The sequence below is a fragment of the Winogradskyella sp. 266wxhm genome (genome assembly GCF_058964685.1).
On record NZ_CM179559.1, the window covers coordinates 2,482,432 to 2,498,271 of the forward strand.

The window sequence follows — 15,840 nt, forward strand, 5'->3', positions numbered from 1 at the left end:
CTAAAATCACAACACCCGACTCAAATCAATAGCATTAGTTTCCTTGCTGGTAGACATTGCAATTAAACTCTGAACATTGCCTAAATAGGGTAGTAAGGTTAATTTTGAAATGATAAAGGTTTCATATGCCTCAATATCTTCAACAACTAATTTCAATAAATAATCAAAGTTTCCACTTACCCTGTGACATTCTATAACCTCAGGGAAACTATTGATTTCCTTTACAAATTTTTCAAGATAACTTCGGGTATGCCCTTGCAATGTAATGCCGATAAAAACAGTTAGTTTTAGTCCGATTTTTTTGTTATTTAATACAGCCACATAGTTCTCAATATAGCCTTCTTTTTCCAACTTCTTAATGCGTTCAAATATTGGTGAGGTTGTCATACCAAGCTCTTCAGCAATACTCTTTGTTGTACGGTTACTGTTTTTTTGAAGAATAGTTAATAGTTGGATATCTATTTTATCGAGTGTATGTGCCATGAGAAAAATTATTTGGTTCACACCGCAAATTCAAGGTTTTAAAGTTGTATTTTTTGAGATATGTTGAATTTAAAGAATTATTTGCTTTTTAATGTGATAATAAGAGATTTTAACAATTGTTGATTGCGTTATATATTATCTTTAATTCTTAAATCAATTATTTTTATAGATTAATGACTTTTGAACTAAAAATGCCCAAAATGGGCGAAAGTATAACAGAAGGAACCATTATCAATTGGTTAATTGCTGAAGGAGATACCTTTGAAGAAGGCGATATTATACTTGAAGTTGCTACAGATAAAGTAGATAACGAAGTGCCTGCACCAGCAGCAGGAACTTTGGTTGAAACCAAGTTTCAGGCTAAAGATGTTGTTAAAGTTGGTGAAATTATTGCGATATTAGAAGTTGAGGCATCGAGTTCGAAGTCGCAGCCAAAAAAAGAAGCTGTCAAGTCGAGTGCAGTCGATACGTCTCAAAAGAAAACTAAAAAGAATCGGACAATCGCATCAAGTACAGTTGAGAAACCTAGTTCAAATTCATTTTCGGTTAATAATACAAACACGTTCTTTTCACCATTAATCATTTCCATAGCCAAAGAACATCACATCAGTTTTGAGGAATTAGCAAGAATTCCAGCAACCGGAAAAGAAGGACGATTAAGAAAAAGTGATGTATTCAACTATATTGAAGACGGTAGACCTTACAAGTTTGCACAACCTGTGATACAAGATCCAACAGCATATCGTATTCCGCAATTAGAGTTTGATAAAGGCAAAGGTAAAATCATAGAAATGGATCGTATGCGTCAAATGATTGCCGATCATATGGTGTATTCTAAGCATACGTCGCCTCACGTTACCGCTTATGTAGAAGCAGACTTAACCAATATGGTAGACTGGCGAAACGAAAATAAGGTTGCTTTTCAAGAAAAATATGGTGAAAAATTAACCTTTACACCGTTGTTTGTTGAGGCTGTAGCTAAAGCCGTTAAAGATTTTCCAAATATCAATGCCTCGGTAGATGGTAATAATATCATTGTAAAAGAGGATGTTAATATTGGCATGGCAACCGCTTTACCAAGTGGAAATTTAATTGTCCCAGTGGTGAGAAATGCGGATACTAAAGATTTAAAAACACTGGCTGCAAACGTTAATGAATTGGCAAATAAAGCTAGAGAAAACAAGTTGGCAGGTGATGATATTAAGGGAAGTACGTTTACGATTTCTAATGTTGGAACATTTGGTAGCGTTATGGGTACACCAATTATTAACCAACCAGAAGTTGCCATTTTAGCTTTGGGAATAATTAAAAAGCGTGCCGAAGTTATAGAAACCGAAAAAGGAGATGAAATCGCTATTAGAAGTATGATGTATCTCTCATTATCCTTCGATCATCGTGTTGTAGATGGTTTCCTCGGAGGAAGCTTCGTACGAAGAGTCGCTGATTATTTTGAACAATTTGATACCAATAGAAAAATATAATTAACTGTCATCCTTAACTTGTTTCAGGATCTCATCAATTTAAATTTATGTCTTACAACATATCCATCCAAAAAGTAGAAAAATCAAAAGTAGAAAACATCGATTTCAACAACATACCATTAGGAACTGTATTCACCGATCACATATTTATTTGTGATTATGAAAATGGCGAGTGGACCAACCCAAGAATTCAACCTATGGGATTAATACCAACGCATCCAGCAGCTATGGCTTTACATTACGGACAGGCCATTTTTGAAGGTATGAAAGCAACGGTTGATGCTGAAGGTAATCCGATGCTTTTTAGGGCAGATGAAAATGCAAAACGTATGAACTTTAGTGCAGACCGTATGGGAATGCCAAATATATCTAGTGATTTATTTGTTGAAGGTTTGAAACAATTGGTTGACTTAGAGCGCAACTGGATTCCACCAATGGATGGTAGTGCTTTGTATTTAAGACCGTTTATGTATGCGGATGAGCCTTTTATTGGTATGCGTGCGGCAACCCACTATAAATTCATAATCATGGCATCACCTGCTGGGCCATTTTTTAGTAAGCGCATAAAACTTTGGGCCGAAAAGAAATTTATAAGAGCAGCTCAAGGTGGAACAGGTGAAGCCAAAGCAGCGGGAAATTATGCTGCAGCAATACGTCCAACTGAATTGGCTAAGGCGAAAGGTTACGATCAGGTATTGTGGTTAGATGCAGTAGAACATAAGTATATTCAAGAAGTAGGAACGATGAATATCTTCTTTAAAATTGAAGACAAATTCATTACACCAGAATTGGATGGTTGTGTATTGGATGGTATCACAAGGAAAAGTGTGATTAGTCTTTTAAAAGATCAAGGATTCGAAGTTGAAGAACGAAAAATTACCATTGATGAAATAAAAGATGCTTCTGAAAATGGCACTTTAAAAGAAGCTTTCGGGACTGGAACTGCTGTGGGTATTGCTTACATAGAAAGTATTGGTTTTGGTGACGAAGAAATTTTTGTTTCAAAAGATAGTCCTGTTGGTCTTGAAATCAATCAAAGATTGAATGGTATTAAAACAGGAAAGATTGAAGATAAATTTGGTTGGATTACCAAAGTCCAAAAAGAATTAGCATAAGATGAATAAAGACATATTAAAAAAAGGATTTTCAAATTTATGCACAGCCAAAGCAATGGCAGAATTGTATGAAGAAAACTTTAAACAAGTTTCAAAATATGTTCATGCCACATCAAGAGGTCATGAAGCTATTCAGACCGCTATAGGTATGCAATTATTGCCACAAGATTATGCATTTCCATATTACAGAGACGATGCAATGTTATTGGCTTTTGGATTGCAGCCTTATGATTTAATGTTGCAGTTGTTGGCAAAAAAAGATGATCCTTTTTCTGGTGGAAGAACGTACTATTCGCATCCGAGTTTAAAGGATGATGATAAGCCTAAAATTCCACACCAATCCTCGGCAACAGGTATGCAAGCCATTCCTGCAACAGGAGTTGCGATGGGAATGCAATATTTGGAAAAACAGGGACTTCAAAATTCAAATGTTGTTCAAAATGATAGTGAAGAATCGCAATTAAACCCAATCACGGTTTGCAGTTTAGGAGATGCATCAGTCACCGAAGGTGAAATTGCGGAAGCCTTTCAAATGGCAGCTTTAAAACAAATGCCAATTCTCTATTTAGTACAAGATAACGGTTGGGATATTTCGGCTAATGAAGCTGAAACCAGAGCGCAAAGTGCTTTTGAGTATGCGCAAGGTTTTCATGGATTAGAAGCCATTTCTATAGACGGAGCTAATTTTATTGAAAGCTACGAAGCTTTAGAAAAAGTTATAAAAACTATCAGAGAAGAGCGTCGTCCATTTTTGGTTCATGCCAAAGTTCCGTTGTTAAATCACCATACTTCTGGTGTGCGAATGGAATGGTATCGAGATGATTTGGAAGAAGCAAAATCACGTGACCCTTATCCAGTTATTAAACAACAATTGTTGGATAATGGGTTTTCAGAAAAGGAAATTTCAGAAATAGAAAAAGAGGTTAAAGAAAAGGTACTATCTGATTTTGAAAAAGCACAAAAAGCAGAAGGCCCAAAACCTGAAGATTTATTTACGAACGATTTTGCACCAACTCCAATTACCGAGGAAAAAGGAGAGCGTTCTCCAGAAGGTGCTGAAAAAGTGGTGATGGTAGATTGCGCTTTATTTGCTGTTGAAGAATTAATGAAAGAACATCCAGAATGTTTGCTTTACGGACAAGATGTAGGTGGACGATTAGGTGGTGTGTTTAGAGAAGCAGCGACTTTAGCGCAGAAATTTGGTGATGACAGAGTTTTCAATACACCAATTCAAGAAGCTTTTATTGTAGGTTCAACCGTTGGGATGAGTGCAGTAGGACTTAAGCCAATTGTTGAGGTTCAGTTTGCCGATTATATTTGGCCAGGACTCAATCAATTATTTACCGAAGTAAGCCGTAGTTGTTATTTAAGTAACGGAAAATGGCCTGTAAGTATGATTTTGCGTGTGCCAATTGGTGCTTATGGTAGTGGTGGACCTTATCATTCGTCTTCAGTAGAAAGTGTAGTGACCAATATTCGCGGTATAAAAATTGCCTATCCGAGTAATGGTGCAGATTTAAAAGGCTTAATGAAAGCAGCGTATCACGATCCAAATCCAGTAGTAATTTTAGAACACAAAGGCTTGTATTGGTCTAAGGTTCCGGGAACGCAAGGCGCAACTTCTGTAGAACCTGCCGAAGATTACGTATTACCTTTTGGAAAAGCTTGGGTTTTACAAGAAATTTGGAAGCAAGACGATGTAGAAACCTGCACTATTGTAACTTACGGAATGGGTGTGCATTGGGCAATGAATGTTTCTGAAGAACTTGATTTAAAGGATCAAATAGAAGTTATAGATTTAAGGACATTGTATCCTTTAGATGAAGAAACCATAATGAAGTCGGTTAAGAAAACAGGCAAATGTCTTGTAGTAACTGAAGAGCCAAGTGATAATAGTTTTGCGAGAGCCTTATCTGGAAAAATTCAGGAAGAATGCTTTAAATATTTGGATGCACCAGTAATGACAATTGGCAGTGAAAATATGCCTGCCATTCCATTGAATTCTACATTAGAGCAAACCATGATTCCTTCTACTGAAAAGGTGAAAGCAAAGATTGAAGCCTTATTAGATTATTAAATAAAAAAGCGACTCAATTGAGTCGCTTTTCTTTTATAAATCGTATTCCGAAAGTGGTTTTGTAAATTCTTCAGGATTAGCGGCTAAATAATAACGAGGATCATTAATATCTTCAACTATAACCTCTTTAAACTTAGGGCTTGCTTTATACATTAAAGCTTTACAATCTTCACTAAGATGTTTCAATTTTAAACTCTTTCCAGCAGCTTCATATTTATTTACCAAATTGAAAATAGCTTCCATAGCAGAATGATCACTTACTCGAGATTCTACAAAATCTATTTCAACATTGTCTGGATCATTTTTTACATCAAACTTAGAGTTAAAACTCTGAATGGATCCGAAGAATAGAGGTCCCCATATTTCATAAGTTTTGGTGCCATCTGGTTGTATACGTTTACGTGCTCTAATCATCGTAGCGCTTTTCCATGCAAAAACTAAAGCAGAGACAATAACACCAATAAATACAGCAATTGCTAAATCGAAAATAACCGTTACAGCAGAGACAATTATTAGTACAACGGCATCAGAAATAGGTATTTTTCTTATAATTCTAAAGCTAGACCAAGCAAACGTATCAATAACCATCATAAACATAACACCAACTAAAGCCGCAATAGGAACTTGTTCTATGTACTGTGCTGTAAATAAAATAAATGTAAGTAGTGTTAGAGCCATCATTACACCAGATAATTTTCCTCTACCACCAGCATTGATATTAATTACGGTTTGCCCTATCATACCACAGCCACCAGTACCTCCAAAAAGACCGCTAGTAATGTTTCCAACACCTTGAGCAACACATTCTCTATTACCATTTCCACGGGTTTCAGTAAGTTCGTCAACCAAGTTCATAGTCATTAGAGATTCTATTAAACCTACTGAAGCTGCTAAAAATGCATAAGGCAAGATGAATTTTAATGTGTCAAAATTTATTGGAAGATTTTGCCAAAGTTCAACGTTTGGAGTAGGGAATTCGCCTTTAAGACCTTCACCACCACCTTCAATGATATAAGAGCTAACTGTGCTTACTTCTAATCCGCCAAAGACAACGACTCCAGTAGTGATTAAAATAGCAGTAAGTGCAGCTGGAATTTTAGTTGTTAGTTTTGGAAGTAGCCAAATAACAGCCATTGTTAAACCTACAAGTCCAAGCATAGTATAGAGTTCTGTGCCTTCCATAGGTATATTGATGTACTTCTTTAATCCATCAGCTCCAACTTGTAGTTCCTTATGTGAAAACATGCGTACTTGGGCTAGAAAAATAACAATCGCTAAACCATTAACAAAGCCCATCATTACAGGATGTGGAATTAATCTCACAAAGCGACCAAGCTTTAATACACCTGCACCAACTTGAATAATTCCCATTAATATTACTGCAGCTAATAAATAGAAATAACCCATATTATCTATTGGAGCATCAAAAAGTAACCCTTTGTCGTGACCCTTAGCAATTAAGTCTACAAAAATAACAGCAACCGCACCTGCTGCACCAGAAATTAGTCCTGGTCTACCTCCAAAAATAGCAGTTATTAGACCTAGAATAAAAGCTCCGGACAGTGCTACTAAAGGATCAATTTGAGCTACAAACGCAAAAGCAACAACCTCAGGAATCATAGCAAGGGAAACTGTTATACCTGCAAGGATATCGTTTTTAGGATTTTGAGTGAAATTTTTAAATATAGTCTTTCCAGATACCATGATATTACTATTTACATTTAAAAGGGGGCAAAGATAGGCTATTTTAACAAATCGAAAATTAAACTAAGATTAACAAAAAAAGCACTATTGGATAATAGTGCTTTTTAAAAATTATGTCTAATATTTTATTTAGATGGAGGAAATTGCTCTAAAGTTTTCGCAACAAATTCCTTGATTCTAGCTTCTTTCTTTTCAACATCAGATGTTACAAGGTAGCCAGTTCCTGAACCTTGCCAGATTAATTCTTTTTGGCCTGCATCAATAAAATCTATGAAAAGCATTCCTTCTGTAGATGTTGAAACATTATTTCCGCCCCAACCAGGACCCCAGCCCCAACCCCAACGATTGAAACCTCCCCAGCCCCAAGCTCCATAGCCCCAAGCGTTATTATAAACATCAACACGTTGGTTAGATTTAGTGAAAATACTCACTAGCATATCTGGGTTTTCTGATTTAGTCATGCCTTTTGCCATTAGTTCGGCTTCAATAGCTCTAAGGATTCGTCTTTTGTCTAAATCGCTTATTTCAGCTTTGTCAATTCCAGGTTTAAAAAACGCAAAGGTTTTGTACTGGTCAAAATTTGCTTCTCTATCATAATCGGCTGCAACTCTAACTGAGCTACATGAAGATAGGAGTAGAGCAAATAAAAGAATCGGTGATAATTTGAGTAGTTTTTTCATATTGCTTTTTTTTTACTTGTTATTCTAAAAGTTTGCCATCAACGAAATTAGGAATAGTAACTTTTAAATTTGGTTCTTGTTCCATGGCGCGTTTTATTGCAAAAACAGCACCTTCATTTCTTGCCCAGCTGCGACGTGAAATTCCATTGTTGACATCCCAGAAAAGCATTGATTTTAAGCGTTTTTCAGCTTCAATAGTACCATCAAGAACCATGCCGAATCCACCGTTTATAACTTCTCCCCAACCAACACCACCACCGTTGTGGATACTTACCCAAGTCGCTCCTCTGAAACTATCTCCAATAACGTTCTGAATGGCCATATCTGATGTAAAACGTGAACCGTCATAAATATTACTGGTTTCGCGATAAGGTGAATCTGTACCAGAGACATCATGATGATCACGACCTAAAACCACGTAACCAATTTCGCCTTTTGAAATAGCATCATTAAAAGCTTTAGCAATTTTCATGCGGCCTTCTGCATCAGCATATAATATTCTGGCTTGTGAGCCAACGACTAATTTGTTTTCTTGCGCACCCTTTATCCATTGAATGTTATCAGCCATTTGCTGTTGGATTTCTACAGGTGAGTTTTTCATAATCTCTTCTAAAATTTCACAAGCTATCTCATCGGTTTTTGCTAAATCTTCTGGTTTACCTGAAGCACAAACCCAACGGAATGGCCCAAAACCATAATCAAAACACATAGGACCCATAATGTCTTGCACATAACTTGGGTATTTAAATTCGCGACCAATGGTTGGATTTTCAGACATCACATCAGCACCAGCACGAGAAGCTTCTAATAAGAAAGCATTTCCGTAATCAAAGAAATAGGTGCTTTTCTCTGTATGTTTATTAATGGCTGCAGCATGTCTGCGTAAACTTTCCTGTACTTTGGTTTTGAACAATTCAGGATTGTTTGCCATCATTTCATTGGCATCTTCAAAAGATAAACCTGCAGGATAATAGCCTCCAGCCCATGGATTATGCAATGAAGTTTGATCACTTCCTAAATCGATATGGATATTAGCTTCATCAAATTTTTCCCATACATCAACCACATTGCCTAAATAAGCAATAGAAATCGTCTCTTTATTGTTTTGAGCTACTTTTACACGATCAACTAATTGATCTAAATCGCTTATTTTTTCATCAATCCAGCCTTGATCTAGACGAATTTGTGTGATTTTCGGATTCACTTCAGCACAAATAGTTATACAACCCGCAATGTTTCCTGCTTTTGGTTGTGCGCCAGACATTCCCCCTAAACCAGAGGTTACAAAGATGTGACCTTTGGGTGATTTATTTATTTTTCTAAAACCATTTAAGACTGTAATTGTAGTGCCGTGAACAATACCTTGTGGCCCAATATACATGTAACTTCCAGCAGTCATTTGACCGTACTGTGTAACTCCAAGCGCATTAAATTTTTCCCAGTCATCAGGTTTAGAGTAATTAGGAATCATCATACCGTTAGTGACAACAACTCGAGGTGCATTTTTATGTGAAGGAAATAAACCCATTGGATGGCCTGAATACATGACGAGCGTTTGTTCATCAGTCATACTTGCTAGATATTGCATAGTAAGAAGGTACTGAGCCCAGTTTGAAAATACAGCTCCATTTCCACCATAAGTAATTAATTCATGTGGATGTTGTGCTACGGCATAATCAAGATTATTCTGAATCATCAACATTATGGCAGCCGCTTGTTTTGATTGTGCTGGGTATTCATCTATTGGTCGCGCATACATTTTGTAATCTGGACGAAAACGGTACATGTATATGCGTCCATACTTCTCAAGTTCATCTTTAAATTCAGGAAGTAATGTAGTGTGATGTAGAGGTTCAAAGTAACGCAATGCATTTTGAAGCGCTAGTTTTTTTTCTTCATCATTTAAAATATCTTTTCTTTTTGGAGCATGGTTTAAACTATCGTCATAAGGTTTTGGTAGAGGTAGTTCTTTAGGGATTCCTTCAAGAATTTGTGCTTTAAATGATGTGCTTGTTATTTGCATTACTGTTTTTTTAATTTGTTTTTATTAAAACCATAAGGGCAATGTCTGCAACTGCTCTCACAGCAGTAGCCACGTTTAAGATGGTATTGCTCAGTGAAGCAACGGTAACCTTCTGGTGTTAAGTAGTAGTCACCTTCTTCTATTGGGACGTATTTTTTCATATAAAACAAAGATAATGTAATTTGGATTGATTTTTGAAGTTTACAGACCTGTGATATTAGTTTCAAAATACATCGTGCCAAAAGGCTATTTAGGAATAACTCTTTTTCCTTTTATATTTTTTAGGTATAAAAACTTAAAACATAATCGTGTTCTTGTAAATCATGAAAAAATTCACTTAAGACAGCAATTAGAGTTGCTGGTACTGCCTTTTTATATCTTGTATGTTATTGAGTTTTTGGTTCGTTTTATCCAAAATAAAAAATGGCATTTAGCTTATAGAAATATTTCTTTTGAACAGGAAGCGTATAGAAATGAAAAAGATTTCAATTATTTGAAAAAGCGATCTTTTTTGGGTTTTATAAAATATTATTGAAATGCTACAACGCTCTTTAAAGTTTATCACATTTTTTGTTTTATAGTTATTTTTGCATAAAAAAAAATAAACGTTTGTTTAATTTAAAAGTACATAACGAATCTATAGATTTTAAAGGTTTTAATGTAGAAATTTCAGTAAAGCGAGAGGATTTAATTCATCCATTTATTTCTGGAAATAAATACAGAAAACTAAAATTTAATATAGAGAAGGCAATGGAGTTGAAGCATGATACTTTATTGACTTTTGGAGGTGCTTTTTCAAACCATATTGCTGCTGTAGCTTCAGTAGGAAAGGTGTATAACTTTAAGACAATTGGAATCATTAGAGGAGAAGAATTAAAAAACATTTCAAACCTTAACGCTACATTGAAGTTCGCTAAAGATTGTGGGATGCATTTTGAATTTGTTTCGAGAGAGGATTACCGAAAAAAAACGAGTCAAGATTTTATTGAAGCTTTGAGAGATAAATTTGGTGAGTTTTATCTTATTCCAGAAGGAGGTACTAATGATTTGGCTGTGAAAGGTTGTGAAGAAATCCTAAAAGAGGAGGATTGTAAATTTGATTATATCTGCTGTGCCGTTGGTACTGGCGGAACAATTTCAGGATTAATAAATGCCTCAAGTAAGTCGCAAAAAGTTTTAGGTTTTCCTGCGCTAAAAGGTGATTTTTTACATAAAGATATTCGTAAATTTGCGCACCAAGATAACTGGGAGTTAATAAACGATTATCATTTTGGTGGTTATGGTAAAATAAAGCCAGAATTAATAACGTTTATCAATACATTCAAAGGGAATTATAATATTCCTTTAGATCCCATTTACACAGGGAAAATGATGTTTGGGATTTTTGATTTAATCAAAAAGCAATTTTTCCCTGAAAATTCAAAAATATTAGTTATTCATACAGGAGGTTTGCAAGGAATAGCAGGTATGAATAAAGTTTTAAGCCAAAAGAATCTACCATTAATTGAAATATAAAGATGAAATTTAAATACTTACTAATACTATTACTTGGGTTATCAATTTTTAGTTGTGGACCAAAAAAAGGTATTGTAACCAAAAAAAAGAATCAAAGTCCAAGAAAAGAAGTTGTTATTGATGAACCAAAAACCGTAGAGACTAAAAAAGAAGTTGAGCCTGAAACTACGGTTGTAAAAAGTACAGAAAATAAAAGTGTTGTAGAGGTGTATATCGACTTATATGCTGAAATAGCAAAAAATAAAATGCGAACACATCACATCCCAGCAAGTATTACCTTGGCTCAAGGTATTTTAGAGTCAGGATCGGGAAGAGGAAGATTGGCTGTACAGGCTAATAATCATTTCGGAATAAAATGCCACGGTTGGCAGGGTGCAAAAATCTATCATGATGATGACCGATCTCAAGAGTGTTTTAGAAAATACCAGAGAGCAGAATCATCTTTTGAGGATCATTCTGAATTTTTAACAGGTAGAAAACGTTACGCAGACTTGTTCAAACTAAAACCTGATGATTATAAAGGTTGGGCTAGAGGATTAAGAGCTGCTGGTTATGCTACGGATAGAAAGTATCCTCAAAAATTAATCAGCCTTATTGAGCGTTACGAACTTTTTAAATACGATCAAGAAGTTATAGGTAATGTGAAAATTACAGACTTAAATGTTAAGCCTAATAAAAAGGTTGTGCATACAGTAACTAAAGGTGATACTTTATACTCTATATCACGTTACTATAATACTACAGTAGAAGCCATAAAGGCTAAAAATAAATTGAAATCAGACAACCTGTCCATTGGTCAGGAACTTATAATTCAAAATTAATTTCATGTTATATCAAAGGAGTAGTGCTTTATTTCAAGAAGCAAAAACAGTTATTCCAGGTGGTGTAAATTCGCCAGTTAGAGCATTTAATGCTGTTGGTGGTACACCAATATTCGCAAAATATGCAAAAGGAGCCTATGTGTATGGAGAAGATGGAAATCGATTTATCGATTATATCAATTCTTGGGGACCTATGTTATTGGGGCACGCTTATCCTCCAGTTGTAGAAGCTGTAATAGAAAAGGCTAAAGAAGGAACTTCGTTTGGTATGCCAACAGAACTTGAAACTGAAATAGCAAAACTAGCTGTTTCTATGGTGCCAAATATTGATAAAATAAGATTTGTCAATTCTGGTACAGAGGCATGTATGAGTGCTATAAGACTGGCTAGAGGTTTTACAAAAAAGGACAAAATTGTAAAGTTTGCTGGTTGTTATCACGGTCATAGTGACTCTTTCTTGATTGCTGCTGGTAGTGGTGCAGTAACGTTTGGAACACCAAATAGTCCAGGTGTTACTCAAGGTACTGCAAAAGATACACTTTTAGCAAGGTATAATGATTTAGAAAATGTAAAACAACTTGTTGAAGCTAATGAAGGTGAAATAGCAGCGATAATCATAGAGCCTATAGCAGGTAATATGGGCTGTATTCCACCAGTTGAAGGTTTCTTAGAAGGTCTTAGGGATTTGTGTGACAGTAATGATATTCTTTTGATTTTTGATGAAGTCATGACAGGTTTTAGATTGGCTAAAGGTGGAGCTCAAGAATTAACAGGTGTAGATGCGGATATTGTGTGTTTTGGAAAAGTTGTAGGAGGCGGATTGCCAGTCGGTGCATTTGCTTCTAGAGACGAAATAATGAATCATCTAGCTCCTCTTGGGCCAGTTTATCAAGCAGGAACTTTAAGTGGTAATCCTTTAGCTATGGCAGCAGGTTTAGCGATGTTAAAAGCTATAAATAATGATAAAGGTTTAATGAATAGGTTAGAAGAAAAGACAAAATATCTTCATAATGGTATTGCGCAAGCCTTGAATAAGAATAATGTTGTACATACTATTAATAGAAAAGGATCTATGATTTCTGTTCATTTTAGTGAAGAGAAGGTTGTTGATTTTGAATCAGCGGCTAAGGGCAATAATAATACGTTTAAGAAATTTTTCCATGGTATGTTGAATAGAGGTATCTATATAGCTCCAAGTGCTTTTGAAACTTGGTTTATAACGGATGCTTTAACATATCAAGATTTAAACGAAACTATTGCTGCTGTGGAAGAAGTAGCCAAAGAATTATAAAATAAAAAAAGCCTCGCGTTTGCGAGGCTTTTTTTATGATTCAATTTTATCTAAGAACTAATCTTGAGATAGAGTCTTGTATCTTGTGTATTGCTCATCGGTTAAAATAGCTTTCAATTCTGTATCTAACCTTTTTTCATTTTTTTCTATCTCAGCAGGTAATGTGTTTTCATTTCTTGAAAAACCTAGCTTAGCAGAATAGTATGTTTTTAAAACTTCATAGACATTATCTCTTTGAGTATTATCAAACTTTAAAGCTCTTCTAAGAGTTTCTGTTTTTTCAGAAGCTTGCGCATTTACTTCTACTTTATCTTGTAACTTAGTGTTTTGTGCAGTAAGGGTTTGGTTGCCAATAAACATAGCAAACACAAATAAGCAAAGTGTAATTACCTTTTTCATTATGGATTATTTAGTTATTTGCTACTAATGTAACAATTTTATTTAATTAAAATAAAAAAGATTCGCCTAAGCGAATCTTTTTTATGAAAAACTGTTTTATTTACTACGTTTTTTGTGTTTTCCTTTTTTGCCGTGATGTCTAGACTTCATTTTTTCAAATTTTGCGTACTGCTTATCTGTTAAAATGCTTTTCATTTCGCGCTTCATTGCAATTTGCTCATCAAGTCTCTGGTTTTGCATTTTTATAAAGTCTTCTTTAGACGGTTTTGTCTTTTCTTCACCTTGTTTAGCCTTGTAAGCCTCTCTTTTTTGTTTATGAGTCTTTGCTTGCTCTAAAAGAAGTTTATGAACTTTTTTCTGTTGTGCATCTGTTAGGTCTAAATCTAATGTTAATCGTTTAGATTTTAAATCAGCAATTTCGGTAGGAGTCATGTCTTTGAATTTTTCATGTCTCTCACTACGGTTTTCGCGCTTTTCATTTCTTTCCTGTGCCATTCCATTTAAAGTAAATAGAGCTAGGGCAACAACTAATAATTTTTTCATTTCTATTGTAATTTTAAGTTTTATACCCTTTAGACTTTTAGTGAGGAATAGCGTTTAAATTAAGTTTTGTTTTTAACACGAAATTTAACATTTTAAGACGATTTTAGTAGGTTTAGCGTGGTTCTATAAAGGTTTTTAGAGTCTATTTTGCTTTTAATCCAGGCATAGAAACTTATAATAAAAATATCTTCATCCTTGAGAGATGTCCATTTAAAGGTAGTTTCAATCTTTTCTTTAAACTGAGTTTGAGATGCAACTTCGGGTTTTAAATAATAGTGTTCTGCTATATTGATGAAATTTAGGAGTCGAAACTGATCAATCTTTTTTAAATATTTGGTGTATTTACGCTTAAAGCTCTTCAATCTTGAGAAGAATAGATCGTCTTCGTTTAATTCGATATGTAGTAATATTTCTGCTAGGTTTTTTTTAATAACCCAGTCAATTCCGACTTTTTCAATGTACCATTTATCTGTGTGATAGAATTTAGATAGAATACTTTTTGCCTTCGAAAAGTCTTCTTTTTGAAAATAGAACATTAGCAAGGATAAATGAAGATCTAGTTGTGATTCTAAATCAACATGCTTCTTTTTTATTGCAGATTCTACTAAGGCTATGGCTTCATTTTGCTGGTCGCTAAAATTGAGATTTAATGCTTCTACTAGGGTTTTCTTAAGAATGAAGCTCTTGTGGTACATTCCTTTTTTTGAGAGCATAAGCTCTTCCATTTCTTTGATGTAAATTAAGGAAAGATTAAACTTTTTGTTTCTGAAAAGGGTATTTGCTATGATATAAACGATATGAATCTGGTAATACAACTGTTTGTCTGTATTCTTTTTGTTCTTCAAAATTTGATAGCTTTTAAGAACAAAGTCTTCAATCTGAAAGTATTTTGTAGTGACCAATGCAGAAATATTGGCTATGGCAATAATTTGGTATAATGATTTAAATGAAAGAGATTCATTCAACTCAATGTTGTGCTCATCAAAAGTACTTTGGAGTATATGCTCAATATTTATGATTTTTCCTTGATAGGTTATTTCGTTTAGTATGGTTTTTAATTTCGCATAAACAATGTTCAATCGATCTTCTAATAGGTGTTTTTCCTGATTTTCCTTTTGTTTTAGAATTAAACTTTCTAGATCAATCTTTGGATAATTTGGTGCGTACTGAATTTTAGTGTGGTAAATTTCATTAAGCATCGGGAATAATAGATGTTCATCTGCAAGTCGTTCTGCTTTATCCAGGATTTTGTAAGCGATGTTGTAATTTTTTTGAAGTAAATAAGTACGTGAAGCCAAAATGTATTTAATAATGAGCATTTCGGTGGAATTTTCATCTTCAAGATTTTTGTTTGCTGTAAAATCTATCAATGATTGAAAAAGCCGCTTTCTTAAGGCGTGATATGCGTTGCTCTTACCGTTTTTATATAAATGGTGACAAATAGCCTCAGGATTACTTTCTCCTCTTGCAATTAGCTGAAAGAGTTTTATGTTTTTGGAGTCTTTGCGTTTGTTTTTCTTCTCTAAATACGCAATGAATTTTTGTTGTTCTTCAGGGCTAAATGTATTAATTATTGAATGTAATGCTATCATTTAATCGTCATATTTAAAATGATTAGTTCAATAAAAATAAAGGTTTTTATTAATATTTGTAAAAATATATCGTCAGTAATTTTAAAAATTAAGTTTTTATAATACGCTGTTTGATT

15 protein-coding genes are annotated in these 15,840 nt (G+C 34.5%); 7 read left to right on the top strand and 8 right to left on the bottom strand.

The window, feature by feature from the left end:
* Positions 1-6 precede the first annotated feature (6 nt).
* On the bottom strand, positions 7-483 hold the full coding sequence (locus AC2H4K_RS11020) for an Lrp/AsnC family transcriptional regulator (protein WP_092446684.1): 477 nt from the start codon (positions 481-483) through the stop codon (positions 7-9).
* Between the two features lie 200 nt (positions 484-683).
* On the opposite strand from AC2H4K_RS11020, the gene AC2H4K_RS11025 reads away from it, so the two are divergent.
* The 3 genes from AC2H4K_RS11025 to AC2H4K_RS11035 are packed head-to-tail and all read left to right on the top strand — an operon-like array spanning position 684 to position 5,156.
* Positions 684-1,964: a dihydrolipoamide acetyltransferase family protein gene (locus AC2H4K_RS11025; protein ID WP_493742400.1), complete on the top strand. Its 1,281-nt coding sequence runs from the start codon at positions 684-686 to the stop codon at positions 1,962-1,964.
* Positions 1,965-2,011: 47 nt separating this feature from the next.
* On the top strand, positions 2,012-3,079 hold the full coding sequence (locus tag AC2H4K_RS11030; protein WP_281138851.1) for a branched-chain amino acid aminotransferase: 1,068 nt from the start codon (positions 2,012-2,014) through the stop codon (positions 3,077-3,079).
* A gap of 1 nt (position 3,080) precedes the next feature.
* Positions 3,081-5,156, top strand: coding sequence for an alpha-ketoacid dehydrogenase subunit alpha/beta (locus AC2H4K_RS11035; RefSeq protein WP_281138849.1), 2,076 nt, complete (start codon positions 3,081-3,083; stop codon positions 5,154-5,156).
* Positions 5,157-5,189: 33 nt separating this feature from the next.
* Here AC2H4K_RS11035 and AC2H4K_RS11040 read toward each other — a convergent pair whose 3' ends face one another.
* The 4 genes from AC2H4K_RS11040 to AC2H4K_RS11055 all read right to left on the bottom strand — a co-directional run bounded on the left by AC2H4K_RS11040 (position 5,190) and on the right by AC2H4K_RS11055 (position 9,724).
* Complete coding sequence (locus AC2H4K_RS11040; RefSeq protein WP_493742401.1) at positions 5,190-6,860, bottom strand: SulP family inorganic anion transporter; 1,671 nt, start codon at positions 6,858-6,860, stop codon at positions 5,190-5,192.
* Positions 6,861-6,985: 125 nt separating this feature from the next.
* On the bottom strand, positions 6,986-7,540 hold the full coding sequence (locus tag AC2H4K_RS11045; protein ID WP_281138847.1) for a DUF4136 domain-containing protein: 555 nt from the start codon (positions 7,538-7,540) through the stop codon (positions 6,986-6,988).
* A gap of 19 nt (positions 7,541-7,559) precedes the next feature.
* The gene (gene hutU / locus AC2H4K_RS11050) at positions 7,560-9,563 is read right to left on the bottom strand and encodes a urocanate hydratase (protein WP_281138846.1); all 2,004 of its coding nucleotides are present in this window, start codon (positions 9,561-9,563) and stop codon (positions 7,560-7,562) included.
* Positions 9,563-9,724, bottom strand: coding sequence for a C1orf53 family protein (locus AC2H4K_RS11055; RefSeq protein WP_281138845.1), 162 nt, complete (start codon positions 9,722-9,724; stop codon positions 9,563-9,565). The genes hutU and AC2H4K_RS11055 overlap by 1 nt, the downstream gene beginning before the upstream one ends.
* 50 nt (positions 9,725-9,774) lie before the next feature.
* On the opposite strand from AC2H4K_RS11055, the gene AC2H4K_RS11060 reads away from it, so the two are divergent.
* The 4 genes from AC2H4K_RS11060 to hemL all read left to right on the top strand — a co-directional run bounded on the left by AC2H4K_RS11060 (position 9,775) and on the right by hemL (position 13,190).
* Positions 9,775-10,098 (top strand): hypothetical protein, encoded by a 324-nt coding sequence (locus AC2H4K_RS11060; RefSeq protein WP_281138843.1) that lies wholly within the window; start codon positions 9,775-9,777, stop codon positions 10,096-10,098.
* 74 nt (positions 10,099-10,172) lie between these two features.
* Positions 10,173-11,078, top strand: coding sequence for a 1-aminocyclopropane-1-carboxylate deaminase/D-cysteine desulfhydrase (locus AC2H4K_RS11065; protein ID WP_281138841.1), 906 nt, complete (start codon positions 10,173-10,175; stop codon positions 11,076-11,078).
* Between the two features lie 2 nt (positions 11,079-11,080).
* On the top strand, positions 11,081-11,899 hold the full coding sequence (locus AC2H4K_RS11070; RefSeq protein ID WP_281138839.1) for a glucosaminidase domain-containing protein: 819 nt from the start codon (positions 11,081-11,083) through the stop codon (positions 11,897-11,899).
* 4 nt (positions 11,900-11,903) lie between these two features.
* Positions 11,904-13,190 (top strand): glutamate-1-semialdehyde 2,1-aminomutase, encoded by a 1,287-nt coding sequence (gene hemL, locus AC2H4K_RS11075; protein WP_281138838.1) that lies wholly within the window; start codon positions 11,904-11,906, stop codon positions 13,188-13,190.
* A 57-nt stretch (positions 13,191-13,247) separates the two neighbouring features.
* On the opposite strand, the gene AC2H4K_RS11080 is transcribed toward hemL, so the two are convergent.
* The 3 genes from AC2H4K_RS11080 to AC2H4K_RS11090 all read right to left on the bottom strand — a co-directional run bounded on the left by AC2H4K_RS11080 (position 13,248) and on the right by AC2H4K_RS11090 (position 15,724).
* The gene (locus AC2H4K_RS11080) at positions 13,248-13,589 is read right to left on the bottom strand and encodes a hypothetical protein (protein WP_281138837.1); all 342 of its coding nucleotides are present in this window, start codon (positions 13,587-13,589) and stop codon (positions 13,248-13,250) included.
* Between the two features lie 96 nt (positions 13,590-13,685).
* Positions 13,686-14,132, bottom strand: a complete 447-nt coding sequence (locus tag AC2H4K_RS11085; RefSeq protein ID WP_281138836.1) for a DUF4890 domain-containing protein — start codon at positions 14,130-14,132, stop codon at positions 13,686-13,688.
* Positions 14,133-14,224: 92 nt separating this feature from the next.
* Positions 14,225-15,724, bottom strand: coding sequence for a hypothetical protein (locus AC2H4K_RS11090; RefSeq protein WP_281138835.1), 1,500 nt, complete (start codon positions 15,722-15,724; stop codon positions 14,225-14,227).
* Positions 15,725-15,840 lie beyond the last annotated feature (116 nt).